Source organism: Burkholderia sp. LAS2 (assembly GCF_018417615.1).
Lineage (GTDB): Bacteria > Pseudomonadota > Gammaproteobacteria > Burkholderiales > Burkholderiaceae > Burkholderia > Burkholderia sola.
The window spans coordinates 3551416-3577177 of sequence record NZ_CP071052.1 but is presented as its reverse complement, the minus strand read 5'-3'; the positions used below and the strand labels follow the sequence as shown (position 1 = coordinate 3577177).

The 25762-nt window shown below is 68.9% G+C and carries 23 protein-coding genes; 7 read left to right on the top strand and 16 right to left on the bottom strand.

The features are described 5' to 3' along the window. Positions 1-37: 37 nt before the first annotated feature. Positions 38-1012: a LysR family transcriptional regulator gene (locus JYG37_RS16560; protein ID WP_179233168.1), complete on the bottom strand. Its 975-nt coding sequence runs from the start codon at positions 1010-1012 to the stop codon at positions 38-40. A gap of 17 nt (positions 1013-1029) precedes the next feature. Between JYG37_RS16560 and JYG37_RS16555 the strand changes: the two genes are divergently transcribed. Together JYG37_RS16555 and JYG37_RS16550 are read left to right on the top strand one after the other, a co-directional pair. Beyond that, complete coding sequence (locus JYG37_RS16555; protein ID WP_050010920.1) at positions 1030-1596, top strand: cysteine dioxygenase family protein; 567 nt, start codon at positions 1030-1032, stop codon at positions 1594-1596. Between the two features lie 105 nt (positions 1597-1701). Beyond that, positions 1702-3327 carry a rhodanese-related sulfurtransferase gene (locus JYG37_RS16550; RefSeq protein WP_213345611.1) on the top strand — a complete coding sequence of 542 codons (1626 nt, stop codon included), beginning with the start codon at positions 1702-1704 and terminating at the stop codon, positions 3325-3327. 70 nt (positions 3328-3397) lie between these two features. Here JYG37_RS16550 and JYG37_RS16545 read toward each other — a convergent pair whose 3' ends face one another. Further along, positions 3398-4543 carry a glycerophosphodiester phosphodiesterase gene (locus JYG37_RS16545; RefSeq protein WP_213345609.1) on the bottom strand — a complete coding sequence of 382 codons (1146 nt, stop codon included), beginning with the start codon at positions 4541-4543 and terminating at the stop codon, positions 3398-3400. Positions 4544-4912: 369 nt separating this feature from the next. On the opposite strand from JYG37_RS16545, the gene JYG37_RS16540 reads away from it, so the two are divergent. Then, a complete protein-coding gene (locus tag JYG37_RS16540) occupies positions 4913-5977 on the top strand; it encodes a phytoene/squalene synthase family protein (protein WP_213345608.1) in 1065 nt (354 codons plus the stop codon). Positions 5978-6442: 465 nt separating this feature from the next. Beyond that, entirely contained in the window at positions 6443-7657 is a 1215-nt protein-coding gene (locus JYG37_RS16535) for a porin (RefSeq protein ID WP_050010924.1), read from the top strand. A gap of 67 nt (positions 7658-7724) precedes the next feature. On the opposite strand, the gene JYG37_RS16530 is transcribed toward JYG37_RS16535, so the two are convergent. The 12 genes from JYG37_RS16530 to JYG37_RS16475 form a co-directional block, all read right to left on the bottom strand. Further along, on the bottom strand, positions 7725-9203 hold the full coding sequence (locus JYG37_RS16530) for an efflux transporter outer membrane subunit (RefSeq protein ID WP_213345607.1): 1479 nt from the start codon (positions 9201-9203) through the stop codon (positions 7725-7727). A gap of 10 nt (positions 9204-9213) precedes the next feature. Continuing rightward, positions 9214-10368: an ABC transporter permease gene (locus JYG37_RS16525; protein ID WP_050010926.1), complete on the bottom strand. Its 1155-nt coding sequence runs from the start codon at positions 10366-10368 to the stop codon at positions 9214-9216. Further along, positions 10365-11315, bottom strand: a complete 951-nt coding sequence (locus tag JYG37_RS16520) for an ABC transporter ATP-binding protein (protein WP_124638088.1) — start codon at positions 11313-11315, stop codon at positions 10365-10367. Before JYG37_RS16520 ends, JYG37_RS16525 begins: the two co-directional genes overlap by 4 nt. Beyond that, positions 11312-12277 carry an HlyD family secretion protein gene (locus tag JYG37_RS16515; RefSeq protein WP_204384243.1) on the bottom strand — a complete coding sequence of 322 codons (966 nt, stop codon included), beginning with the start codon at positions 12275-12277 and terminating at the stop codon, positions 11312-11314. Before JYG37_RS16515 ends, JYG37_RS16520 begins: the two co-directional genes overlap by 4 nt. Continuing rightward, positions 12274-12969, bottom strand: coding sequence for a TetR/AcrR family transcriptional regulator (locus JYG37_RS16510; RefSeq protein ID WP_050010929.1), 696 nt, complete (start codon positions 12967-12969; stop codon positions 12274-12276). Before JYG37_RS16510 ends, JYG37_RS16515 begins: the two co-directional genes overlap by 4 nt. Positions 12970-13243: 274 nt before the next feature. Beyond that, positions 13244-13663, bottom strand: coding sequence for a cupin domain-containing protein (locus JYG37_RS16505; RefSeq protein WP_050010930.1), 420 nt, complete (start codon positions 13661-13663; stop codon positions 13244-13246). A gap of 10 nt (positions 13664-13673) precedes the next feature. Beyond that, on the bottom strand, positions 13674-14111 hold the full coding sequence (locus JYG37_RS16500) for a carboxymuconolactone decarboxylase family protein (RefSeq protein WP_050010931.1): 438 nt from the start codon (positions 14109-14111) through the stop codon (positions 13674-13676). 95 nt (positions 14112-14206) lie between these two features. Next, positions 14207-15691: a MocR-like pyridoxine biosynthesis transcription factor PdxR gene (gene pdxR / locus JYG37_RS16495; RefSeq protein ID WP_050010932.1), complete on the bottom strand. Its 1485-nt coding sequence runs from the start codon at positions 15689-15691 to the stop codon at positions 14207-14209. Positions 15692-15794: 103 nt separating this feature from the next. Further along, entirely contained in the window at positions 15795-17072 is a 1278-nt protein-coding gene (locus tag JYG37_RS16490) for an MFS transporter (protein ID WP_050010933.1), read from the bottom strand. A gap of 28 nt (positions 17073-17100) precedes the next feature. After that, on the bottom strand, positions 17101-19923 hold the full coding sequence (locus tag JYG37_RS16485; protein WP_213345605.1) for a molybdopterin-dependent oxidoreductase: 2823 nt from the start codon (positions 19921-19923) through the stop codon (positions 17101-17103). Beyond that, a complete protein-coding gene (locus tag JYG37_RS16480) occupies positions 19904-20758 on the bottom strand; it encodes an FAD binding domain-containing protein (protein WP_050010935.1) in 855 nt (284 codons plus the stop codon). Before JYG37_RS16480 ends, JYG37_RS16485 begins: the two co-directional genes overlap by 20 nt. Before the next feature lie 56 nt (positions 20759-20814). Beyond that, a complete protein-coding gene (locus JYG37_RS16475; protein ID WP_050010936.1) occupies positions 20815-21492 on the bottom strand; it encodes a TetR/AcrR family transcriptional regulator in 678 nt (225 codons plus the stop codon). 332 nt (positions 21493-21824) lie between these two features. Here JYG37_RS16475 and JYG37_RS16470 point away from each other — a divergent pair, with 332 nt between their 5' ends. The 3 genes from JYG37_RS16470 (at position 21825) to JYG37_RS16460 (ending at position 24485) form a co-directional block, all read left to right on the top strand. Continuing rightward, positions 21825-23207 carry a sensor histidine kinase gene (locus JYG37_RS16470; RefSeq protein WP_213345604.1) on the top strand — a complete coding sequence of 461 codons (1383 nt, stop codon included), beginning with the start codon at positions 21825-21827 and terminating at the stop codon, positions 23205-23207. A 339-nt stretch (positions 23208-23546) separates the two neighbouring features. Continuing rightward, complete coding sequence (locus JYG37_RS16465) at positions 23547-23936, top strand: BON domain-containing protein (RefSeq protein ID WP_050010938.1); 390 nt, start codon at positions 23547-23549, stop codon at positions 23934-23936. A 90-nt stretch (positions 23937-24026) separates the two neighbouring features. Next, positions 24027-24485 (top strand): DUF3331 domain-containing protein, encoded by a 459-nt coding sequence (locus JYG37_RS16460; protein ID WP_050010939.1) that lies wholly within the window; start codon positions 24027-24029, stop codon positions 24483-24485. A gap of 23 nt (positions 24486-24508) precedes the next feature. Here JYG37_RS16460 and JYG37_RS16455 read toward each other — a convergent pair whose 3' ends face one another. Both JYG37_RS16455 and JYG37_RS16450 read right to left on the bottom strand, forming a co-directional pair. Then, positions 24509-24940: a universal stress protein gene (locus JYG37_RS16455; RefSeq protein WP_050010940.1), complete on the bottom strand. Its 432-nt coding sequence runs from the start codon at positions 24938-24940 to the stop codon at positions 24509-24511. 185 nt (positions 24941-25125) lie between these two features. Beyond that, the gene (locus JYG37_RS16450) at positions 25126-25671 is read right to left on the bottom strand and encodes an RNA polymerase sigma factor (RefSeq protein ID WP_050010941.1); all 546 of its coding nucleotides are present in this window, start codon (positions 25669-25671) and stop codon (positions 25126-25128) included. Positions 25672-25762: the final 91 nt, after the last annotated feature.

The window sequence follows — 25762 nt, the reverse complement described above, 5'->3', positions numbered from 1 at the left end:
CAGGCGCTGTGCGGTGGCCGCAGCCACCGCCACAACGTTAGGCGGCCTTGTCGTGCGATCGTTCGGGCAGCGCGAATGCCGTGCGCGCATGCGCGGCGACGGCCGCCAGCGGCGCGTCGAGGCGCGCCGCATCGTGCCGGCGCAGCAGCCACAGGTCGATCTGCGGCTTGAAATCGGCGAGCGGCACGATGTCGAGCGCATCGCGCAGCGGGCTGCCTTCGACGAGCGGCAGCGGCATCAGCCCGAGGCCGAAGCCGTTCGCGACGCTCTGCAGTTGCAGGTCGCGGCCGTACGCATCGAGCGTGACCGGCATCGGCAGGCCCTGCGCGTCGAGCGCGCGCCGCAGGCCCGCACGAAAGCCGCAGCCGTCCGGATTGAGCACCCAGCCGCGCGCGTGGCAATCGGCAAGCCGGTAGCTGCGTCGCGGCCAGTCGCCCTTGCGGCCGACCGCGACGAGCCGCGTGGCCAGCAACCGTTCACCCTCGACCTGCGCCGGCAGCACCATTTCGCGGGCGAGGAAGACCAGCGCCGCATCGAGTTCGCGGCGGGCGACGCGTTCGACGAGCAGGCCGCCCCATGCGGTCGTGACCTGGGTCGCGAGCGCGGGCCACTGCGCGGCGAGCTCCGCGATGAGCGCCGGCAGCATCAGCTCGCCGAGCCCTTGCGTGAGCCCGATCCGGAATTCGCCGGCCGGGGGCTGCTCGCCGGCCGTCAGTTCGCGCAGCGCGTCGACCTCGCGCAGGATCGCGCGACACTGCTCGAACACCTGCCGGCCGATGTCGGTCGGGCGCGGCGGCTTCGTGTTGCGGTCGAGCAGCGTCACGCCGAGCGCTTCCTCGAGATTCTGGACGCGCCGCGTGATCGCGGGCTGCGTCATCCCGAGCTCGGCCGCGGCCTGGCTCAGGGTCTGGCAGCGGACGACCGCTGCAAAAGCGTCGATATCGCTAATTTTCATGTTTGTTCTGCATGGTCTTTCGGGTGCATCATGACGATCCATCATATTCCGCATCATATTCGAGGAGCCGGCCGATGAGTACGCTTTCGTTGCAGCAGACGCCGCTGCGTCCGTTCGTCGAGGGGCTGGATGCGCTGCTCGCGTCCGGCGCGAACGAGGCGCGCATTCTCGACGAGGGCGGCGCGCTGCTTGCCGCGCTCGTCGAACACGACGACTGGTTGCCCGACGCGTTCGCGCAGCCCGATCCCGAGCGTTACCGGCAGTACCTGCTGCATCTCGACCCGGGCGAGCGCTTCTCGGTCGTCAGCTTCGTGTGGGGGCCAGGCCAGGCCACGCCGATCCACGACCACACGGTGTGGGGGTTGATCGGGATGCTGCGCGGCGGCGAGTTCTCGCAGCCGTACCGGTTCGACGCGGCCGGCAAGCCGGTGCCCGCGGGCGACGCCGTGCGGCTGCAGCCGGGCGAGGTCGAGGCCGTGTCGCCGCGCATCGGCGACGTGCACCGCGTGACCAACGCGTTCGCCGACCAGGTATCGATCAGCATCCACGTGTACGGCGCGAACATCGGCAAGGTCGAGCGCGCGGTGTACCTGGACGACGGTACCGTGAAGCCGTTCGTGTCCGGCTATTCGAATGCCTGACGCGAACGCGCGACGCCCGGCCCGTTGCGGGTGCGCGCGGGCAGGGCCACGCTTGATTTGTTCCGCTTTCTTCACCGACTTCAACGCATTCAACATAGAGACATCGTGACGCAATCCGCCGATTCCACTTCCCGTTTTCCCGCCGCGTCGTACGAGGACGTACGCGCACGCCTGCTGGCCCGCGACGAGATCGCGCTGATCGACGTACGCGAGGAAGATCCGTATGCACAGGGCCATCCGCTGTGGGCCGCCAACTTTCCGTTGTCGAAGCTCGAACTCGACGCGTGGACGCGGATTCCGCGCCGTGACACGCCGGTCGTCGTGTTCGGCGAAGCGGGTGGCGAGGATCTCGCGCCGCGCGCGGCCGCGACGCTCGCGCGGCTCGGCTACACCGACGTGCGGCTGCTCGACGGCGGCCTCGCGGGCTGGGTCGCGGCGGGCGGCGAGCTCTTCATCGACGTGAACGTGCCGAGCAAGTCGTTCGGCGAATGGGTCGAGGCCGAGCGCCATACGCCGTCGCTGTCCGCGCAGGAGGTGCAGGCGCTGATCGATGCGAAAGCCGATGTCGTGATCGTCGACGCGCGCCGCTTCGACGAGTACCAGACGATGAACATCCCGACGTCGACCAGCGTGCCGGGCGCGGAGCTCGTGCTGCGCGTGCGCGCGCTCGCGCCGGATCCGCGGACGCAGGTGATCGTCAACTGCGCGGGCCGCACGCGCAGCATCATCGGCACGCAATCGCTCGTCAACGCGGGACTGCCGAACCCGGTCGCCGCGCTGCGCAACGGCACGATCGGCTGGACGCTGGCCGGCCAGACGCTCGAGCGCGGCGCGGCGCGCCGCTTTCCGGACGAGATCGACGCGACGCAGCGCGCCGACGCGCGTCGGGCCGCCCGCGCGGTGGCCGAGCGCGCGGGCGTGCCGCGCATCGCGCTGGCCGACGTCGCGGCGCTCGACGAGCCGGGCCGCACGCTGTACCGCTTCGACGTGCGTACGCCCGAGGAATACGAAGCCGGCCACCTGCCGGGCTTCCTGAGCACGCCGGGCGGCCAACTCGTGCAGGAGACCGACCATCACGCGGCCGTGCGCGGCGCGCGGATCGTGCTGGCCGACGACGACGGCGTGCGCGCGGACATGACCGCATCGTGGCTCGCGCAGATGGGCTGGGACGTGCGCGTCGTCGAACCGGCCGGTGCCGCGGCATTCGCCGAGCGCGGCCAGCCGCCGCGCGACGTGCCGGCGACGCCGCCCGCAGCCGACGTGTCGCCCGCGACGCTCGCCGGCTGGCTGAAGGAAGCCGCGCCGGGCGAACTCGCGATCGTCGACGTGACGGCCAGCGCGAACTACGTGAAGCGTCATATCCCGGGCGCATGGTTTGCCGTGCGTGCGCAGTTGCGCGACGCGCTGGCGGCGATTCCGCCCGCGAAGCGCTACGTGTTCACGTGCGGATCGAGCCTGCTCGCGCGGTTCGCGGCGGACGACGCGCGCGCGCTGCTGCCGGCCTCGGCCGAGATCCGGGTGCTGACCGGCGGCACGGCCGCGTGGATCGACGCCGGGCTGCCGCTGGAGAGCGGCGAGACGCATCTCGCGTCGCCGCGCATCGACCGCTACCGGCGCCCGTACGAAGGCACCGACAATGCGGCCGCCGCGATGCAGGCATATCTCGACTGGGAGTACGGACTGGTCGACCAGTTGAAGCGGGACGGCACGCACCACTTCAACGTGATCTGACCGACGCGGGGCAACCGGGCGCGGCACGTCGTGCGCGGCGCCCGGTCGCGATGCGGGTCGGCGCCGGGTATCAGCGCTTGAACGTATCGACGGCCGTGCGACCGACGGCCGGATCGTCGGTGAAGAAGCCGTCGATGCCCGCGCGCAGGTATGCCTGGATCTCGCGCACCGAGCCGGCCGTATTGCGCGTGGCCGGCGTGCCGCCGTCCTTCAGCGACGCGGGCAGGAAATTGTTTTCCGGGCGGAACGTGTACGGATGCACGACGAGGCCGGCCTCGTGCGCATGGCGTACGTACGGCGTCGGCTGCTGCAGCGTGCCGTCCGCGGCGACCGCGATGATCGACGTCTTGTACGGCCCGACGCCGTTCGCATAGGTCGCGATCTCGCGCATCCCGTCGCGCGTCGACAGGTCGCCGTAGGTGCGCGTGTCGTTCGCTTTCACGAAGTCGTACGGGCGCTGGCCCGCTTCGTCCATCAGCTGCACGAGCTTCCAGTTCGGCTGGCTCGACTTGATCCGGTTGCGGATCGTCTTCAGGTTCGCGACCTCGAACGACTGGATGTAGACGGTCGCCGTGCGCGACGTGTACGCATCCTTCAGCAGCGCGTCGACGAGGCGATCCTCGAGCGGCAGGCCGATCGACTGGAAGTAGGTCGGATGCTTGGTTTCCGGATACAGGTGGATCGTGCGGCCGGTCTGCGCGGACATCTGTTTCGCGAGCGCGACGATCTCGTCGAACGTCGGAATCTCGAACTGGTCGTTGTACGCGGTGTTGGCCGGGCGCACCTGCGGGATGCGCTCGCGCGCCCGCAGCGTCTTCAGCTCGGCGAGCGTGAAATCCTCGGTGAACCAGCCGGTCAACTGCGTGCCGTCGATCGTCTTGGTCGCCTTGCGGCTCGCGAACTGCGGCAGCGTCGACACGTTCGTCGTGCCCGAGATCTCGTTCTCGTGGCGCGCGACGAGTACGCCGTCGCGGGTCGACACGAGGTCGGGCTCGATCACGTCGGCGCCGTCCTCGATCGCCTTGCGGTACGACGCGAGCGTGTGTTCGGGGCGCAGCGCGCTTGCGCCGCGATGGCCGACCACCTGGACCTTCGCGGAAATCGGCTGAGTGGGATCGCGCGTCAGATCGTCGTCGCCGCCGCACGCGGCGAGCACGAACGCGGCGGCACAGGCGAACGGGACGTAGCGCAGGGAGGTCGGGCGCTTGAGGGGCATGTCGATGAACCTTCGAAACGGAGTCGGGAAAGGGCACTCGCGCCGGCGGCCGGGCTGGGCGCCGGGCTGCGGAGTCGAACGGTGCGCGATCGTCGCATCGAATCATTACATATGTATTACTTCGACCTTTCCGTTTCGTTTTGGGGCGGCGGTGCGCACGGTAGCGCGCGTGACGGCAGGCGGGCGCGCACCGCATTCCGGCCGTCACAGCGAACCCGCGCGCCGGATGCACTAAACTTGCGGGAATTTTGCATCGCCGCACCGGGGCCGACGCCCGCCTGGCGCGACGATGCGGCGACTCGCGGGCCGGCGCGGGCGCCCGGCGCCCGTGTGCGTCCGGGGCCCGCGCCGGCCGATTTTTCCCGACCCATGACGACCCATACCGATCCCGCCTATCTGCTCGGCGAGCTGCTGAAGAACGTTTCCCGCTCCTTCTACCTGACGCTGCGCGTGCTGCCCGACGGCATGCGCGACCCGGTCGGCCTGGCGTATTTGCTGGCGCGCGCGGCCGACACGATCGCCGACACGGCCCTTGTCGCGCCCGACCGGCGCGCCGCGCTGCTGACCGACCTGCGCGACGACGTCGAGCGGCTTGGCGACGGCGCGGCGCTGTCGCGTTCGCTCGACGACGTGACGCGGATGCAGACCGATTCGCACGAACACCTGCTGCTCGGCTCGATGGAGCCGATGCTCGCGCTGCTGCGCGCGCAGCCGGAGGCCGATCGCGCGTCGATCCGCAAGGTCGTCGCGACGCTGACGGCGGGGATGGAATTCGACCTGCGCACGTTTCCGGACGAGCAGTCGGGGCAGGTCGCCTCGCTGCCGACGCGCGACATGCTCGACCGCTACACGTATCTCGTCGCCGGCTGCGTCGGCGAATTCTGGACCGACATGACGGAGATGCACACGCGCGCCGCGCGCGACTGGGATCTGGCGGACATGCGCGAGAAGGGCATCCGTTTCGGCAAGGCGCTGCAGATGACCAACATCCTGCGCGACTGCGCGAAGGACCTGCGCATCGGCCGCTGCTACCTGCCCGACGACGTGCTGCGCGCGCACGGGCTCGTGGTGGCCGACCTGATGCGGCCCGAGGATTCGGCACGCGCGCGCGGCGTGCTGGTCGACCTGCTGCGCGCCGCGCTCGACCAGTATCGCGACGCCTGCCTGTATACGCTCGCGATCCCGCGCCGTTTCGTGCGGCTGCGGCTCGCGTGCCTGTGGCCGATCATGATCGGGCTCGAAACGCTCGAGCTGCTGGCCGGCCACGCGGCGTGGCTCGATCCGACGAAGCCGGCCAAGGTGCCGAGAAAGCGTATCTACCGGATCATGGCGGCGTCGCTCGCGCTGGTCGGTTCGAACACGGCGATTCGCGCGCGCCTGACCGCGCTCGCCGATGCGGTGTCCGCGCGGCTGGCTCCTGCGCCACGGCATTGAAGATCGCCGGCATCGCCTCCCGGTCCGCGTTCGCCGGACCGTACCCGTCCGGTTTCCGGCACGCCGACTAAAAACGTTTTCATGATTTCGTGTCTCGAAATGTGGGTGTCACGAATGTCGGCGATCCTGCGCGGCGGCGTGAATCGCGGCGTCAGCTTCGAACGCGCATTGGTAAGACGTTTTGTCGCCGAAGGCGTCTGACGACATCAGGCGGTCGTGTTGCACCCGTAAAAATGTAAAGCTAGGGTTTTCACCGGCAAATGCCGGAAACACCCGCTGCACAAGCGTTTCGGGCTGTCTTGTAACCGTTTGGTGAACCGCTGCGTTGCGTCGATCATACGATGACCGACCGCACATGTTGGGAAACAATCGGTAATCCGTCAGAATCGCGTCGGCATGTACTCGCACATGTGTCGGTCATAAAACCACACCAGAAAAGAAACATTCTTTGAGGACGGAGAATCAATGAAAAAGCGCGTCGCTTTTGCCATGACGGCAGCGGGTCTCGCAGCCGCTACCGCCGCCCACGCCCAGAGCAGCGTGACCCTGTACGGTATCGTCGACAACGGTATCGCCTGGCAGAACAACTCGTCGGCAGTCGGTGCGACCACGGGCGGTCACTCGAAGGTGCAAATGTCCACCGGCGTGTGGGCAGGCAGCCGCTTCGGCCTGAAGGGCAGCGAAGATCTCGGCGGCGGCACGAAGGCGATTTTCCAGTTGGAAGCCGGCGTCAACACGGCTAACGGCTCGTCGCAGTGGACGGGCGGCATCTTCACGCGTCAGGCATGGGTTGGCCTGACCAACTCCACGTACGGTACGCTGACGGCCGGCCGCCAGTACACCGCGTACTACACGCTGCTGTCGCCGTACAGCCCGACGACCTGGCTGACCGGCTACTACGGCGCGCACCCGGGCGATATCGATTCGCTGGATACCAGCTACCGCGCGAACAACTCGCTCGTCTACATGTCGCCGAAGTTCTACGGCTTCACGGTCGGCGGTTCGTACTCGTTCGGCGGCGTCGCAGGCGCGACGAACCGCGGCTCGACGTGGAGCGCGGCGATCCAGTACCTGAACGGCCCGGCAGGCATCGCGGTCGGCTACCAGAAGATCAACAACTCGACGCTCGGCGGCGGTGTGTGGGGCGCGAACTCGACCGCCCAGAACGGTCTGGATACGAGCGGCAACGGTGCGGAACAGGCCGTGTCGTCGATCAACAACGGCTACAAGACGGCACAGTCGCAACAGCGCGTCGCCGTGACGGCCGGTTACCAGTTCACGCCGTCGTGGGATATTTCGGCGTCGTACTCGAACGTCCAGTACATCCCGGGCGTCGGCTCGTCGTTCCGCAACACGGCGATCTTCAACACGGCAGGCGCCGTGCTGCACTGGAAGGCATCGCCGCAGTGGGACTTCGCCGCAGGCTACTCGTACACGCGTGCGACCGAGTCGAACGGCATCTCGAGCTCGGCCAAGTACCACCAGGTCACGCTGTCGCAGTACTACAGCCTGTCGAAGCGCACGGGCCTGTACGCGGTTGAGGCGTATCAGCACGCGAGCGGCAACACGCTCAACGGCGCGGCGGTCATCGCGGCAACGACGTCGATCGGCGACGGCGTGGGCGCGGGTTCGAAGCAGAACCAGATCGGCGTCGGCGTCGGCCTGATCCACCGCTTCTGATGTCGCGCGGCGCGCGAGCGCCGCTCACGGCATGCGGTATGAAAAACCGGCCTTCGGGCCGGTTTTTTCATGGGGCGGCCGTTTGCTCCGCCCAGTCTCCCGCCAGCGCCTGAAACAGCGCGGCCGTATCGGTGAGCCGGTCGGCCTGCGCGCGCGTGCGTTCGAGCGTCGTCTGCAGCGCCTGCCGCTGCGCGTCGAGCAGCTCGAACGCGTTGATCCCGCCCGCCGCGTAGCGCACGCCGGCAATCGCCCAGCTGGCTTCCGCCTCCCGCGCGGCCGTGTCCCGCGCCTGCCATTCGGCGGCATCGTGCTCGACGGCGCGCATCGCGTCGGCGACCTGCTGCAGCGCCTGCAACACGATCGACCGATAGCTCGCAAACGCCGCGTCGTAGGCGGCCTGCGCCGCGCGTCGCTTCGCCCGCAGCTCGCCGCCGCGAAAGAGCGGCTGGGCGAGACCGAGGCCGATGTTCCAGATATTCAGGCCGTTCACGATGTCGGCCACGCTCGTGCGTTCGGAGCCGACGCCGGCCGAGATCGAGAAGCGCGGATACAGGTTCGCGGTCGCGACGCCGATGTTCGCGCTCGCCTGATGCAGCATCGCCTCCGCCGCACGGATGTCGGGCCGCTCGCGTGCGAGCGTCGACGGCAGCGTAATCGGCAACGCACGCGGCAGCGCGAGCGCATCGAGCGTCAGGTCGGGGAGGTCGGCATCGGCCGGCGGCGCGCCGAGCAGGATCGCGAGGCGATGGTCGGCCTGCGCGAGTCGTGCCGCGAGCGGCGGCAGCGACGCCTGCGTCTGCGCGAGCAGCGTGCGCTGCGCGTGGACGTCGGCCTGCGACACGCCGCCCGCCGCCGCGCGCGCCTCGACGATGCGCAACTGCCGCGCCTGCGCGTCGGCGAGCTGCCGCGTGAGCGCGATCTGCTGCACGAGCGACGCGCGCAGGATCGCGGTGGCGACGACGTTGCCCGCGAGCGTCAGGCGCGCCGCGTCGAGCGTGTACGACTGGTAGTCGATCCGTGCGCGCAGCGCTTCGAGCGCGCGCCGGTTGCCGCCGAACACGTCGAGCGTGTACGACACGCTCACCGATGCGTCGTACAACGTGAACGGCCCCGGGTTCGGCACATTGGCCGGCAGGCCGAACGCGGCGATGTCGACCCTCTCGCGCGTCGCGGACAGGTTCGCGTCGACGCGCGGCAGCATCGTCGCGCCGGCTTGCGCCACATGGTTCTGTCGCGCTTCGTCGAGCCGCGCGCGCGCTTCGGCGAGCGTCGGGCTGTTGCGCCACGCGGTATCGACGAGCCGGTTCAGCGGTTCGGAGCCGAATCGCGTCCACCAGCGCACCGGCGCATGCGCGGCCGGCGCGAATGTTTGCACGGCGTCGGCCGTCGTCGCCGGCGGTGCGCCGCGTGTGTAGCGTTGCGTCGCCGGCGCGTCCGGCGTGCGGAAATCCGGCCCGACCGCGCAGCCGGCGACGAACGAGGCGACCGCCAGCGAAACGGCGATGGCCGGGCGGGGGGCGCGCGCGCGACGCGAAGCCGGTTTCATCGCGCGCCGCCTAGTCCAGCGTGCGCCGGTAGAAACGCAGCGCGACGCCCATCACGACGACCGTGAACAGTGCGACCGGCCACACCGATGGCCACAGGTCGGCCCAGCCGTCGCCTTTCAGCAGGATGCCGCGCACGAGCCGGTTGAAGTAGGTGAGCGGCAGCAGGTTGCCGATCGCCCGCGCCCACGCCGGCATTCCCGCGAACGGGAACATGAAGCCCGACAGCAGGATGTTCGGCAGGAAGTAGAACACCGCGAGCTGCATCGCCTGCAACTGGTTCTGCGCGAGCGACGACAGCGTGATGCCGACCGTCAGGTTCGCGGCGATGAACAGCAGCGCGGCGAGGTAGATCGCGGGCAGGCTGCCGATGAACGGCACCGCGAACACGAAGCGTGCGGCCGCGAGGATGATCGACACCTGGATCAGGCCGATGAACACGTACGGCACGATCTTGCCCGTCATCACCTCGAGCGGCCGCACCGGTGTCGCAAGCAGGTTCTCCATCGTGCCGCGCTCGCGTTCGCGCGTGATCGCGAGCCCCGTCATCATCACCATCGTCATCGTCAGGATCACGCCGATCAGGCCCGGCACGACGTTGTATTGCGTGATCCCCTCGGGGTTGTACAGCCGGTGCAGCACGACGCCGAACGCGGCCGGGCGGCCGTTCAGGTGCGCGAGCGGCCCGCTCAGGTCCTTCGCCGCGACCGCTTGCGCAAGGCCCGACAGCGCGCCGAGCGCGGACGCGGTCGCGACGGGGTCGGTCGCGTCGGCCTCGACGAGCAGCGACGGCCGTTCGCCGCGCAGCAGCCGGCGCGAGAAATCGGCCGGCACGCTCAGCACGAACAGCACGTCGCCGCGCGCGAGCGCGCGCCGGCCGGCCGCTTCGTCGGGCAGGGTCTCGACGATGTCGAAATACGCGGAGTTGCGCATGGCGGCAATGAAGCTGCGCGTGAACGGGCTCGGATCGGCGGCGATCACCGCCGTCGGCAGGTGCTTCGGATCGGTGTTGATCGCGAAGCCGAACAGCGCGAGCTGGATGATCGGCACGCCGACGATCATCGCGAACGTCACGCGGTCGCGGCGCAACTGCAGGAATTCCTTCAGCACGATGCTCCACCAGCGCGCGGCCGAGAACGATTCGTGCAGGCGCGCCCACGGTCTCATCGCGTCGCTCCGCCGGCCGGGCCGGACGCGCGGCTCATCATGTAGATGAAGACGTCCTCGAGCCCCGTCTCGATCGGCGCGATGCGCAGCGCCGCATCGTCGCGCGCGACCTGCGCGAGCGTCGCGTCGAGCGCGACGCGGTCGTGGCCGCTCACGTGCAGCGCGGAGCCGAACACGACGGTCTGGTCGATGCCCGGCATCGCATGCAGTCGCGCGGACAGTTCGGCCAGGTGCTCGCCGGTGACCGCGCGGGTCGACAATCCCTGCGATGCGACGATCTCGGCCGACGTGCCTTGCGCGAGCAATTCGCCGTACGCGATATACGCGAGCTTGTGGCAGCGCTCGGCTTCGTCCATGTAGTGCGTGCTGACGAGCACCGAGATTCCTTGCGCGGCGAGCCGGTGCAATTCTTCCCAGAAATCGCGGCGCGCGGCCGGGTCGACGCCCGCGGTCGGTTCGTCGAGCAGCAGCAGTTCGGGCTCGTGCAGCATGCACGCGGCAAGCGCGAGGCGCTGTTTCCAGCCGCCCGACAGCGCACCGGTGAGCTGGTCCGCGCGGCTCGCGAGGCCGAGCCCGTCGAGCGCGCGCGAGACGGCGGCCTTGCGGTCGGCCATCCCGTACACGCGCGCGACGAAGTCGAGATTCTCGCGGATCGACAGGTCCTCCCAGTACGAGAAGCGCTGCGTCATGTAGCCGACGCGGCGCTTGATCTGCGTGCTGTCGCGCACGATGTCGTAGCCGAGGCAGGTGCCGCTGCCCGAATCGGGTGTCAGCAGGCCGCACATCATCCGGATCGACGTGGTCTTGCCGCTGCCGTTCGGCCCGAGAAAGCCGAAGATCTCGCCGCGCGCGACGCGCAGCGATACGTCCTTCACGACGTGCTTGTCGCCGAAACGCTTGTTCAGGCGCTCGACGTCGATCGCATACGGGGCTGGCGACGCGTTCACGGCACCCTCACGGCGACGGGCTGGCCCGGGCGCAGCTTCGATGCGTCGGCCGCGGCGGGGAGTGCCTCGATCATGAACACGAGCTTGCTCCGGCTCTCGTTGCTGTAGATCACGGGCGGCGTGTATTCGGCTTCGCTCGACACGTAGGTGATGCGTGCGGGCACGTCGGCCGCGCAGCCGTCGCAATGGATCGCGACCGCGCGGCCCGGCGCGAGCGAACCGACGGCGGCCTCCGGCACGAAGAAGCGCACCTTCAGGTTCTGCGGCGGCAGCATCTGCACGACCGGATTGCCGGCCTGCACCCATTCGCCGACGCGGTACAGCGTGTCGTACACGCGCCCGGCCGCCGGCACGGCGACGCGCTTCTGGTCGAGCTTCCATTGCGCCTCGGCCACGGCCGCCTGCGCGGCGTCGACCTGCGCGGCCTGCGCGGCAACCTGTTGCGCGCGGCCCGGCAGGCGCGCGACGTCGACCTGGCTTCGCAGCTCGCGCATCTGCGCGGCGGTGGTCTGCGCGGCCGTGCGCGCATCGTCGAGCTGCTGCTTCGAGATGCCGCCCGCCGCGTACTGGCGTTCGTCGCGGGCGAGCTGCGCAGCGGCGCGCGCGGCCTGGGCGGCCGCCTGCGCGAGCTGGGCCTTCGTCACGTTCACTTCGGGCGGGCGCTTGCCGGTCTGCAGATCGGCGAGCTGCGCACGCGCCGCGTCGAACTGATGCCGCGCCTGCTGCAGCGCGGCCGTTTCGTTGACGGCCTCGAGCGAGAACGCGGGCGCGCCGGCGGCGACTGCCTGGCCGCGCTCGACCGACAGCTGCGTCAGCGTGCCCGATTGCGACGACGACAGGTACACGAATTCGCCTTCGACGTAGCCTTGATACGTCGGCGTGCGATCGGTCTGGCGGCCGCAGCCGGCGAGCAGCGCGACGGCCGCGCCCAGCGCGAGCGGCCAGGTGCGCGCCGCGTTCACGACGGCCTCCGCGGCGCGCGCGTGCGTGCGCGAGGGGCGGCAGCGGGCGGCCGCATGCCCGAATCCAGCAGCGCGCGGACATGCCGGTGCAGCACGTCGCGGTCGATCGGCGGCAGGCCGCGCGCGCTTTGCCACAGCTTCGCGGTCGCGAGCGGCAGCATCACGAGCGCGACGATCGAATGGAACAGGAACGCGGGTTCGAGCGCGGGATTCAGCGTGCCGGCCCGCTGGGCGGCGCGAATGCGTTCGGCGAGGTGTCCGACGTGCTCGAGCGGAATGCGGCGGATCATCCGTTCGCGCAGCAATCCGCCTTCGTGGACGATCTCGCGCAGCCAGATCGACGGCAGCCACGGCATCCGGCCCGTCACGTCGAAGAAGCGGTCGACGAGTTCGGCGGCGAGCGCGAACGGGTCGTCGGCGGGCGGGTCGGTCGGCCGCCACACGAACGCGATGGCGTGCGCGATCCGCTCGTCGACGATCGCGTCGAGCAGCTGCTCGCGATTCGTGAAATAGTAGTGGACCATCGCGGACGTGACGCCGGCAGCGGCGGCGATCTGCGCGACGGTCGTCGCGGCGATGCCGCGTTCGGCGAACAGTTGCGTCGCGACGTCGAGCATGTGGTCGCGCAGGTCGAAATCGTCCACCGACGGGCGGCGCCCGCGCGGCCGGGCGACGGCGGATTTCGCGTTCATGCAGATGACGCTAATTGATGGGTTAGTTAATTTCAAGGAAGGATCCGCGCGTGCGTTGATCGCGATCAGGGGAACGGCAAGCAGCGGCGTGGACGAGCGGGGGGGGCGACGCGACGGCGGGCAGGGCACCCGCGCCGGAATGTAGGAAGCGGCTAACGAGAAAGGGCGGGAAAACAGGCGGAAAACAGCCGGACAGCGAACGCAGGCGGAAAACCGGCGGGCGAGCGCGCGGCACACGGGCGCGGGCCCTGTCGCGCCCGCGCCCGTTCCGGCATCACTGATCGATCGGCGACTTCAGCGGCTGATGCTCGCCCGTCAGCCCGAACACGACGAGTTGCGCGGGCTCGGTCGCGCTCGCGTTGCGCGACACCTGATGGCGCGAGCCGGGCGGTTCGTACCAGCCTTCGCCGGCGCGATAGCGGCGCAGCGGGCCGTCGTTCACCTGCGACAGCACTTCGCCTTTCGACACGACGGCGAACACCGAGCCGAGATGCCGGTGCGGTTCGGACACCTGACCGGGCGCATAGTCGACCGTCGCGACGACAGCGAGCTTGCCGGGCGCTTCGGGCACGGCCTGCTGCATGATCGCGTGCACGCTGTCGTCGGCGTCGTGCGCGTGAGCGGCGGCCGGCAGCGCCGCGGCGAGCACGAGCCCGGCGCACAGCGCGACGCGATGGAGCGGGGAACGGATCATCGTCGGCGCCTTACTCGGGCATCTTGCGGAACGCGATCGCGAAGCGGTTCCACGCGTTGATCGTCGCGATCAGCATCGACAGGTCGAACAGCTCCTCGTCGGTGAAGTGCGGCTTCACGGCTTCCCAGACGGCGTCGGGCACGTGGTTGCTGGCCACCAGCGTCAGCGCCTCGGTCCATTCCAGTGCAGCGCGTTCGCGCTCGGTGAAGAACGGCGTTTCGCGCCACGTGACGACGGTCGCGAGACGGCGGTCGGTTTCGCCGCCCTTGCGCGCGTCGGTCGTGTGCATGTCGACGCAGAACGCGCAGCCGTTGATCTGCGACGCGCGCAGGCGGACGAGTTCGGCGAGCGGCTTCTCGATCGAGCTCTTCGCGAGGAATTCCTCGGCGTTGCGCATCACCTTGATCGCATTCGGGCTGGCGGCATAGAAGTTCAGGCGCGGTTGCATGGCAGGTCCTTTTCGGTTGGGTGCGCCGGAGTGGCGCGACAGGACCCACTTTAAGAGCCGTACTGGCCTGCTTGAATAGCCAATTCCACGGAAATTCAGGTAACCAGTGGCGGGCCGCCCGCGATGCCGGCATCGAGCAAGCCGGCCAGCTTCGCGAGCGCCGTGTCGATGCGCAGCGCGTCGATCCCGCCATAGCCGAACAGCAGCCCCGGGCGCACCGGCCCGCCCACGTGAAACGCCGAGATCCCGTACAGGCCGATGTCCTGCGCGCGCGCCGCGCGGACCAGCGCCGCTTCGTCGAGCCCCGGTTTCAGGTGCGCGGCGAGATGGATGCCGGCGGTCGGCACGATCGCGTCGAACCACGGCGCGAGTTCGCCGCGCAGGTGCGCGATCAGCATCTTGCGACGCGCGTCGTAGTGCTTCTGCACGCGCTTCAGGTGCCGCGCGAAATCGCCTTCGAGCATGAAGCGCGCGAGCGCCGCCTGCGTCAGCGTGCACGTGTGCCAGTCGACGATCTGCTTCGCCTTGGCCAGCGCGCCGCGCAGCGCGCGCGGCGGAATCGCGTAGCCGATCCGCAGCTCGGGAAAGATGGTCTTCGAGAACGTGCCGACGTACGCGACGAGGCCCGTGCGGTCGAGGCTCTTCAGCGATTCGACCGGCCGGCCTTCGAAGCGGAATTCGCCGTCGTAGTCGTCCTCGATGATCACCGCGCGGCGGCGCTGCGCCCATTCGAGCAGCGCGACGCGGCGATCGAGCGTCATCGGCATGCCGAGCGGGAACTGATGCGACGGCGTCACGTAGACGAGCCGTGCGTCGTCGGGCAGCCGTTCCGTGACGAGGCCCTGCGCGTCGACCGGCACGCCGATCACCGTCGCGCCGAGCGACGCGAACGCGGCGCGCGCGGGCGGATAGCCGGGATCCTCGACCGCGACGACGTCGCCCGGCCGCACGACGACGCGCGCGAGCAGGTCGAGCGCCTGTTGCGCGCCTTGCGTGACGAGCACGTCGTCCCAGCTGCAGGCGACCGCGCGGCTGAATCCGACGTAGCGCGCGATCGCACCGCGCAACTGCGGATCGCCGGCCGGGTCGTGGTACTGGCCGGGCCCGCGCGCCTGCTGGCGCAGCGCGTGATGCAGGCAGCGCCGCCAGGCGTCGAACGGGAACAGCGTCTTGTCGGTCACGCCGCCGCGAAAGTCGAAGCCGGGCGCGTCCTGCGGCGCGGGCATCGCGAGCGCGTCGGGCAGGTCGTTCCACAGCGCGCGTGCATCGACCGCGTCGATGCGCGGCATCTCGTCGACGATCGACGGCGCCGACGTTGCCGCGGCATGCGGCACGCGCGCGAGGCCGCGGGCGACGAACGTGCCGTCGCCCGCGCGCGTCGTCAGGTAGCCCTCGGCGACGAGGCGCTCGAACGCGTCGAGCGTCGTCTTGCGCGACACGCCGAGCTGTTTCGCGAGGTCGCGCGTCGACGGCAGCCGCGCGCCGCCTTCGAGCCGCCCGTCGACGATCGCCGTGCGCAGTTGCCGGAAGATTTGCCCCGTCAGGTCGTGACGGCCTTCGATGCGGATCGCGATGTCCATCGCAGTGGTTACCTTGATTCCCGGGATTTCGCTTGGATCAGCATACCGGAAGTCGACCGCGCGGCGGCTGTTCGCGGCTAGCGACCGCAGCCGCGTCCGGCATTCAAAGCGACGTCGCCTTCGTCTCCGGCAGCAGCAGGACGGCGAGCAGCACCACGCCATAGGCTGCGCCGGAAAAGATCGCGATGGCCAGCGCGAGGCCGAGCGAATGGCTCAGCATCCCGACGAGACTCGGGAACAGCGCGCCGATGCCGCGTCCGAAGTTGTAGGTGAAGCTTTGCGCATTGGCGCGGAAAGTCGACGGATACAGTTCCGTCAGGTACGCGCCGACGCCGCTGAAGATGCCGCATGACGAAAAGCCGAGCGGAAAGCCGAGCCACAGCATCTGTGCATTCGACAGCGGGACGGTCAGGTACGCGCACACCGACACGAGGGAGAGCGCGGAGAACAGCATGAAGTTGCGTCGGCGTCCCCACCAGTCGGAAAGATACGCGCCGACGACATAGCCGCAAAACGACCCGACGATGATCACGAACAGATAGGCGCCCGTATCGAGCACCGACAGGTGTCGCTCGATCTTGAGAAAGGCCGGCAGCCACGTCGACATCGCATAGAAGCCGCCCTGGATGCCGGTGCAGAGCAGCGCGGCCAGCACCGTGCGCCGTGCGTGCGCGCGCGAGAAGATCGCCCACACCGACGGCTGGCCTGCGCCTTGTTTGCGGGCGGCGTCCGCCTGCACGAACACTTCCGGTTCGGGTACGTGCTTGCGTACGTACAGGACGAGCAGGGCGGGCACGATACCCACCCAGAACAGGCTGCGCCAGGCCAGCGACTCGGGAAGGACCGAAAACGCGATGCTGTAGAGAATCGCCGCGCCGCCCCAGCCGATGGCCCAGCCGCTCTGCACGAGGCCGACCGCTTTGCCGCGATGGGCGGGTGCGACGATCTCGCCGATCAGCACGGCGCCGACGGCCCATTCGCCGCCGAAGCCGAGCCCTTGCAGCGCGCGCAGCACGAAGATCTGCTCGAAGTTCTGCGCGAAACCGATTGCCAGCGTGCAGACGGAGAACCACAGGATCGTCCCCTGCAATACCTTGACCCGTCCGTATCGATCCGCGAGGATGCCCGCGATCCAGCCGCCCACGGACGAGAAAATCAGCGTCACGGTGCTCAACAGGCCGGCCTTGCCGCGATCGAGGCCCCACAGGTCGATCAGCGAAGCCAGCACGAAGCTGAACACCATGAAGTCGAACGCATCGGTCGCCCAGCCGGCGAACGCCGCCTTGAACGCGCGCTTGCCCGCGGAATCGAGTTCGGCGTACCACGACGCGCGCGGCACGATTCGCAGCGCGGCTTCGTCGGCATCTCTCGTTGTCGTCATTGTTGTTGTTCGTGAAGTAGGGATGGCGCTATCGAAGTGCGGAAGGGCGTTTGCCGGTCGCGAGTGCGCGCCGCACGACGTCCGGCGTGGCCGGCGCTTCGCGGATGCGTACGCCGGTCGCGTGATGGATCGCGTTCAGGATGGCCGCGGCCGTCGGCACGAGCGCCGGCTCGCCGATGCCTTTCGCGCCGTACGGGCCGACGGCCGTCGGCGCCTCGACGAAGATCGACTGCACGTCGGGCATGTCGTGCACGGTCGGAATCACGTAGTCGTGCAGATTGTTGTATCGGCCGGGGTGGTACTTCTCCATCAGCGCCATGCCGATGCCTTGCGCGACCGCGCCTTCGACCTGTCCTTCGAGCAGCGTCGGATTGACCATCCTGCCGACGTCGTGCGCGGCCACGACCTTGAGTACGCGCACGCGCCCGCTTTCGCGGTCCACCGCGACCTCCGCCATCTGCGCGCCGAACGCGTAGGTTGCATAAGGCGTGCCTTGCCCCGACGCATCGAGCGACGTGGTCGGCGGATCGAAGCGCTCCTCGGCCGCGATCACGTAGCCGTGCGCATCGACGGGCAGCGTCCGCAGATCCACCGGATGGCCGTCGACGGCGATGCCGCGCGCATCGGACGAAATCCGCGCATCGGACGCCGCGCCGGCGAACGCGAGCAGCCGGTGGCGCAGCGCGGAGCCGGCAAGGAAGGCCGCGCGACCGGTGATGAAGGTCTGCCGCGACGCCGACGTGCGGCCGCAATCGGGCGACAGCGCGGTATCCGGGCCGACGAATCGCAGCCGGTCGACCGGTACGCCCAGCGCGTCGGCCGCGATTTGCGGAATGACCGTGTTCGCGCCCTGGCCGGCATCCACCGCACCCTGGTGCAGGACGATCGTGCCGTCGCGCCGGATGCCGAAGCGGACCGTCGACGGATTCGGCAATGCGGTGTTGCCGCAGCCGTAAAAGAACGCCGCGACGCCGACGCCATGACGAATGTGGCCGGGCGCCGCCGCATTCAGCGTCGCGATCCGCGCATGCGCGTCACGCCACGCCGGACGCAGCGCATCGAGGCATGCGACGAGGCCGACGCTGTCGTCGAGCACTTGTCCGGTCGGCAGCGTATCGCCGGGGCGCAACGCATTCAGCGCGCGGAACTCGAGTGGATCGATGCCCGCCGCGAACGCCAGCTCGTCGATCAGCTGTTCCTGCGACATCGTCGTCTGCGGCACGCCGAAGCCGCGGAAAGCGCCGGCCGGCGTGACGTGCGTATGAATCGCGCGCGTGTGCGCCGCGTAGTGCGGAATCACGTACGGGCCGCCCGCATGCACCGGTACGCGATTCGCGACGGCCGTCCCCCAGGACGCGAACGCGCCGGTGTTGTAGTCGCCTTCGAACGTCACCGCGCGCAGCCGCCCATCGGCATCGGCGGCGATGCTGGACGTCATGCGGCCGGGATGGCGCTTGGTCGACGTGGCCATCGATTCCTCGCGCGAGAACGCCATCGCGACGGGCCGGTCGAGATGCCAGGCCGCGATCGCGAGCAGCGGCTGGACCGTCATGTCGAGCTTGCCGCCGAAGCCGCCGCCGACCGCGGTCGCCACGACGCGCACCTGTTCCGGCGCCACGCCGAGAATGCGCGCGAGGTCGGCGCGATGCGGATGCGGCGCCTGCGTCGACGAATGGATTTCGATCACGTTGCCCACGCGTCGCGCCCAGCCGGCTTCCGGCTCGAGGTACGCATGCTCGACGAAACTGGACTGGAACGTTGCGCTGACGACGTGACGGGCATCCTGTATCGCGCGCTCCGGGTCGCCGCGGCGCACCACGCCCTCGATCAGCACGTTGCCGGGGCGATCGGCGTGCAGCTGCGGACTGTCGTCCAGCACGGCGTCGGCGATCGCGAGAACCGGCGTCAGCGGCGCCCACCGCACCGGAAAGCGGTCGAAATCGAGCGCCGCGAGCGCGGCGCGCTCGCCGACCACCAGCGCGACCGCCTCGAGATGGTGGCGTGTCTCGGTATCCGGAAGGACCGGCTGGTCCGCGTACGGCGTCGCGACGCCGTGCAGATTCATGCCCGGCACGTCGGCGTGGGTGAGGACGCGATGCACGCCCGGATGCGCGTCGACGAATGCGGCGAGGTCGCCGAACGCGAAACGTGCGCGGTGATGCGGGCAACGCACCGCGCGCACGAACAGGCTGTCGGCCGGGTAGTCGTCGGCGCCGAATCGCTGGCTGCCGTCGACTTTTTCGGGGCCGTCGAGACGCGTGAGCGGGACGCCGACGGACGGCCCTTCGGACGGCGCGGGCGTGCGGCACCGTGCGGCGGCGCCGCATCCGACTTCGGTCACCGCGTCGACGATCTTCTGATAGCCGGTGCAGCGACACAGCACGCCGTCGATCGCGGCCCGCGCACCGGCGCGGTCGCTGACTTCGCCGGCGTCGATGGCCGCCGCCGCCGCGGTGAGCATGCCGGGCGTGCAGAAACCGCATTGCACCGCCTGATGGGCGAGAAACGCCTGCTGCAGGCGGCTGCCGCATCGCGTGCCGTCGGCAAGACCTTCGACGGTGACGACACGACGCCCCGCGATCTGCCCGACCGGGATCAGGCATGCATAGCGTGCGTCGCCGTCGACGATCACCGTGCAACTGCCGCAATCGCCCTGGCGGCAGCCTTCCTTGGTGCCGAACTGGCGCAGGTCCGCACGCAGATGGTCGACGAGGCGCTGCGAGCGGTCCGCCGGCAGGGGGCGCCGCGTGCCGTTGAGATCGAACCAGTCCGGTTCCGGCGAAATCGCCGGGCCGCCGCCCGCGATCGTTTCGCGAACGTCGGCAAGCGGGTCAGGCTGCGGATGCGCCACGTGCGTTCTCCTCGATGCAGCATGTGAAAGCGCGCGAGATGGCCAGCCGCGCGAGATGAAGGCGATGCAGGGCGGTCGCCCGGCAGTCGTCGGCCGGGGACAGCTCGTCCAGCGGCGACGTTGCAAGCACGTCGGCCAGTTCGTCGCGCCGCCGGCCCGTCAGTGCATTTTCGAGCACCTGCATCCGGCGCGCAACGTCGGAGGCGCCGCCGACGGCAACGGCGGCCGCCTCGATCGTCCCCGCGGCGCACACGCGCAACTGCGCGGCGGCCGACACCACGGCGATCGCCGCGCCGTCGCGATTCGTGCACTTGATGAACGACGTACGCGCGTGCGCGCGGGGTTGCGCAAACCGCAGCGCCACCAGCAATTCGTCGGCGTCCAGCGCGGTCCGGCGGTTGCCCAGCAGGAATTCGGCCAACGGCAAGCGGCGCATGCCGCGCACGCTGGCCAGTTCGACGCTCGCATCGAGCGCCAGCAGCGCGGGGATGCCGTCCGCGACGGCGGACGCATGGCACACGTTCCCGCCGATCGTGCCCTGCACGCGAATCTGCCGGGGGCCGATCGACGCGGCTGCGTCCGTGAGCGCCACGGGCAGCCATGCCGTGCGCGCGATGGCGTCCCACGTGGCGGCCGCACCGATACGGGCGACGCCGTCGTTCAGCTCGATGCCGCGCAGCGCGTCGACGCGGCTGATATCCAGCCATGCCGAGCGCGCCGGCACGAGCCCGATATCGGCAAATGCGTCGGTGGCCCCGCACACGATGCGCGGCCGCGGCTGCGCCGCGAGCGTACCGAGCGCTTCGTCGAGGGTAGTGGCGCGAACGTAGTTCATTTCAAGGTGTCTGCATCGTCATGGTCACGCGGGGCGACATCGGCGCCGGCACACGCTCAATCGCCGATCGGCGGATCCTTGCGAACGACCCGCAGCACGCTGTCGATGACGAACGCTTCCCATCGGCGCACGGCCTCCGGCGCATTCAGTTCCTCGCCGAGGAACGCGGACAACGTGTGGCGGTTCGACGTATAAAAATACGCTGCCGAAATGATCAGCAGGAAAACGTCGCGCGCGTTCAGTTCCGTGCGGAACAATCCTTGTTCGGCGCCGTTTTCGAGAATCCTGGCCACGATCTGCACCGCATGCGACGAATATTCGCCCCGGCGTTCGAGCCTGGCCAAATGCTTGCCCTGGTGCAGGTTCTCGGTGTTGAGCAGCGTGATGAAATCGGGATTGCGCCAATAGTAGTCCAGCTTGAAGCGAATCACGGTCTTGAGCGCTTCCACGGGATTCGACGGATCCGGCGCCATCTTGAGCTCCGCCTCGTCCATGCGCCGATAGATGCCTTCCAGCACCGCGACGAACAGGCCCTCCTTGCTCCCGTAGTAGTAATAGATCATCCGGTCATAGGATTTCGCCAGCCTGGAGATCCGCTCCACGCTGCCGCCTTCGTAGCCGTAGCGCGCGAAGACCTTGGTCGCCGCGCGCAGGATCTTGTCGCGGGTTTCCTGTGCCGCTGCCTCCCGGACACCGGTTCCGCGCACCGTCTTGGCTTTTGTTGCTTGAGTCATACCGCTCCTATGGCGGCCGGCAACCTCGTCCTGCCGCCTGAAAGAAACCTGGAACAGCGGCATTCCTCGAACTTTCGTACAGGGAACGCTACATGAATTCGGGATTCTACGGAACTCTCGACGGGTTCGCAACAAATCATGAATAGGTAATTGATTCAATGGGTTGTGGGAGTCGTGTCCGACGTATCGGCACGCATGGAGGAGGCGTGAACGCTATCTTCACATTTTTATTTTGAGAAACTGCTGCTACCATTCGTTTGTGGAGTACTCACTACATGAAATGTTGATTTCAGGTTGGCAGAGGCCGATGCCGGCAAGCAGGAGATAGACCCATGAACAACGAACTCGACGATGTCTGCAGCGCGCTCGCTGCGCGGACGCCATGGAAATCGCGCGTCGATCCGGGTGGCGCCGAAGCGGGCCCGGCCTTCGACGAACTCATGCCTCGATCGCTGCTGTCGATCGACGTGCACGTGTTGCACGACGTCTCGCGCGGAATGGCGCACGAGGCTTCGCCCGCGACGCGCGTCGCGACACTGCTCGAGTCGGCGCTGCGGGCGGCGGGGGCAACGTGGGGCGTGATCGCGGTGCTGCGCGGCCGCGGGGGGGGGGCAGCCGCCGTCGCGACGGCCGCGAACGGACCGCACACCGAGCGGCGGTCGGTCGACCGGCTGCCCGTGCCGATCATTGCCGCCGCCGTGCACCTGCGCAACGGCCTGGTGCTGCGCGATGCGTGCGCCGCCGACCATTGGCGAACGGACGACTATGTGCGCCGCCGCAAGCCGCGCTCGGTGATCTGCGTGCCGATACGGTGCAATGGTGAACTGATCGGTGCGCTGTATCTCGAGCATGGCGACCTGCCGGGCATGTTTACGCCGGCGAAGGCCGCACTGGTCGAGATCATTGCGCCGCATGCCGGATGCGTGCTGGAGAATCTTCGGCTGCGCGACGAGCTGGACGCGCAGCGCGCACGCGTGGGCAGCGTCGAAGCCGCGATGCGCGAAACCCAGTCCGAAATGGACCGCACCAGTCGGCTGACCGCGTACGGAGAGCTTGCGGCGTCGATCGTGCACGAGGTCGCCCAGCCCGTCACGGCGATCGACACGTCCGCGCGTGCCGGGCTGAAATGGCTCGACCGCGGCGCGCCGAACATCGAAGCCGCCCGCGAGATGCTTGCGCACATCTGTGCGTGCACGGTGCGGGCGCGGACCATCATCGGTGCGCTGCGCGCCAGGGCACGGCGCACGGCGCCCGTGTTCGCCGTGTTCGACCTCGCCGATGCGCTGCGCGAGGCGGCGGAGATACTCGAAAGCACGCTGGACGCGATGAAGGTGAACCTGCGCGTCGACGGATGTGCGTCGGCGATACCGATGCGCGGCGAACGCGTGCCGCTGCAGCAGGCCATCATCAGCCTGCTGATGAACGGCGCGGAATCGATGATTGGTACACCTGAAGGAAAGCGTGTCATCGTGCTGACATGCGAATTGGAGCGGAACCTCGTGCGCATCCGGATCGACGACAACGGCGACGGCTTCGATCCGCAGGTGGCCGCGCGCCTGTTCGAACCGCTGTTCACCACCAAGCCGCACGGAATGGGCATGGGGCTGTCCATCTGCAAGTCCATCGTTGAAGCGCACAACGGGCAGCTGGAACTTGCGCCGCGCGAGCACGGCGGCACGCGGGCCACGGTGACACTGCCGGTTTCTTCGATGTGAGCGGGCACGGGCGCGATGTGTCGGGGCGTGAATCGGTGCGCGACCGGTGCACGTCGCGGGAAGGGGCAGGGGGGAAACGGACCGGCTGCCTATACGAACGTATGCGGCGACTCATGCCGACGCGTCAGGCGGCTAGCTGCAGATGCTATGGAGCACGCCGACGCGTCACCTTATGCTCGCTTCACCGGTACACGATTCACGTTGACGACGGCTCGACCGACCCGTCAGCGAGTCGGAATCGCGACGCGGCGCGGACGTGATGCGTGCGCATCGTGACGACGCAGGTCGCCGGAACACACGTGCTTGTCGATCCGATACCAGACATCCAAGGAACCCATCATGAAACTCCGACACATCGTCGTCACCGGCGGCCTCGCCGTCGCCCTGATCGCCGGCATGAACCTGCGCGCGTTCGCGGACGAACGACCCGATACGGCCGGCGCGGATGCCGCGCTCACGACGACGCCGGCGGCCGGCACGTCGAAGAAGGCGGTCCGTGCGGCCAATCGCACGTTCTCGCGGTCGGTGCAGAAGGCACTGTCCCATACGAAGGGGCTTGAAGGGAAGCCGATCGTCGTGTTCGGCAACGCGTCGACCGGACGCGTGACGCTGACGGGCCAGGTCGAAAGCGAAGACCTCGATCATCTGGCGGTCGAGGCGGCGCGGAAGGTACGCGGCGTCACGGCGGTGAACAGCCGGATCACGCTGCGCTCGGAAGGCGGCGCCTGAGCGACGGCCGGACGCACCGCCGTGGCCGCTTGCGTGCGTCCGCTTTCACACGACCGATACGACCGACACGACCGGATGGGAGAAACGATGATGGCGACCCTGCCTGAAGCGGACATCATGATTCGCACGTTGATCAATGTCCTCGATCCTTCGCTGGAGCAACGCGATGTTTGCCGGCAAGCGCAGCGCACGCGATACAAGTCGCGCCGCTTCGGCCGGCGCCGGTGCGACGACGACGACACGCGCGCACGTGAAGCCCCGCTTGACGCGATCGAGGTGATCGAGTGCCTGTCGTCGTCCATGATCACCGTTTCATGGAGCGACTCGCGTTCGGGACGGTATACCGAGCAGATCTGGTGCCGCAGCCGCGCACGCGAACCGGCGGTCTGCGCGTTGACGGGAAGCGCGATCGCGCGCGGCGATCGCGTGTTCCGTCCGCGCTCGAGCGACGTTTGCCTGCCCGCCAACCGGCAACGCATGATTCTCGCGGCGACCATTCAGTCATGCACCGGCGTATCGGTGCCCGACGCGACCGAGCCGGACGCGTGATGCGCGCGGCGCGAGCGGCGGCCCTACGCGGACGGCACCGTCACGACGATCAGCGCCGCACCGCGAAGGCGCTCGGCGAGATCGAAGTGAACCGGGCGCTCGCGCCACCAGCGCGCGAACCCGCTGCTCGCGCGATGGCCGACGACGATCATGTCCGGACGGGTGGTCAGCGCGTGGGCGGCGACGGCGTCGGCCGCGCGTCCGAATCGCACGAAGCCGCGCGCGTCGATGCCGTCGTCCGCGAGTTTGACGATCGCGCGCTGAAGTGCGTCGCGCGCGAATTCCTCGAGGCGGTGGTGGGCGAGACCGGTGAGCAGTCCGGCCGTCTGCGCGTTCGCGGTCACGGGATCCACGACGGTGACGACGTCGACCGCCGCGGACAGCGCGTGCGACAGCGCCGCACATCGCGCGAGCGCGGCCTGTGCCTCGTCGGTTCCGTCATAGACGAGTAGCATTCTGGAAAGTGCTGACATATTTCGTGTCGAGTAGTAGGTGCCTGGTCGCATCCCCCGCGGCGGATGCGATTGCCTACACTGAACACGCCACGCACGGCGTTTATTCCGTCGCCGTTCGTGCATGGCCGCGACGCGCCGCGAGCGAGGCGGACCCGCGGCGATCGACTTGCCCGCGGCAACGTGCATCAGCCGCCGGCCGCCGAACCCGTGAAGTTGTCCCGCGACGTGCGCGCTGCGCCGCCGCCGAGCGCGATGCGGATTGCCTTGCGCGCACGCGATATCCGGCTCATGACGGTGCCGATCGGGATGTCGAGTGTGTACGCGGCTTCCCTGTAGCTCAGCCCGTCGACGCTGACGAGCAGCAACGCGATGCGCTGCGGTTCGGGCAACCGTTCGACGGCGTCGACGATCTGGCGGACGGCCACGGCGGTCTCCGACGCTGCGCGCGGATCGGCGACCGTTTCCAGCAGCGCGTCGCTGCACTCGAGCAGCAGGCGGTCGCGCCGATTGCGTCGCCGCAACTCGTTGAGCCAGATCGAATGGACGATCGAGAAGACCCAGCTGACCGGCGCCGTATCGGACCGCAGTTGATGAACCCGCTCGAGCGCGCGAATGCATGCGCGCTGCACGAGCTCGTCGGCGTCGTGTCGATTCCCGCTCAGACGCAGCGCGAACGACCGCAGACGCGGCAGCATGTCGGGAAGCATCGTTGAAAATTCGGTTGGCTTCATGGGCGGACGGGCGTGCCCCCTACCTGGGGCGAAATGCAGTGACGGCCCGGGCGTTGGCGAGGACGCCGGCGGTGTCCCGCCCGTGCCGGGC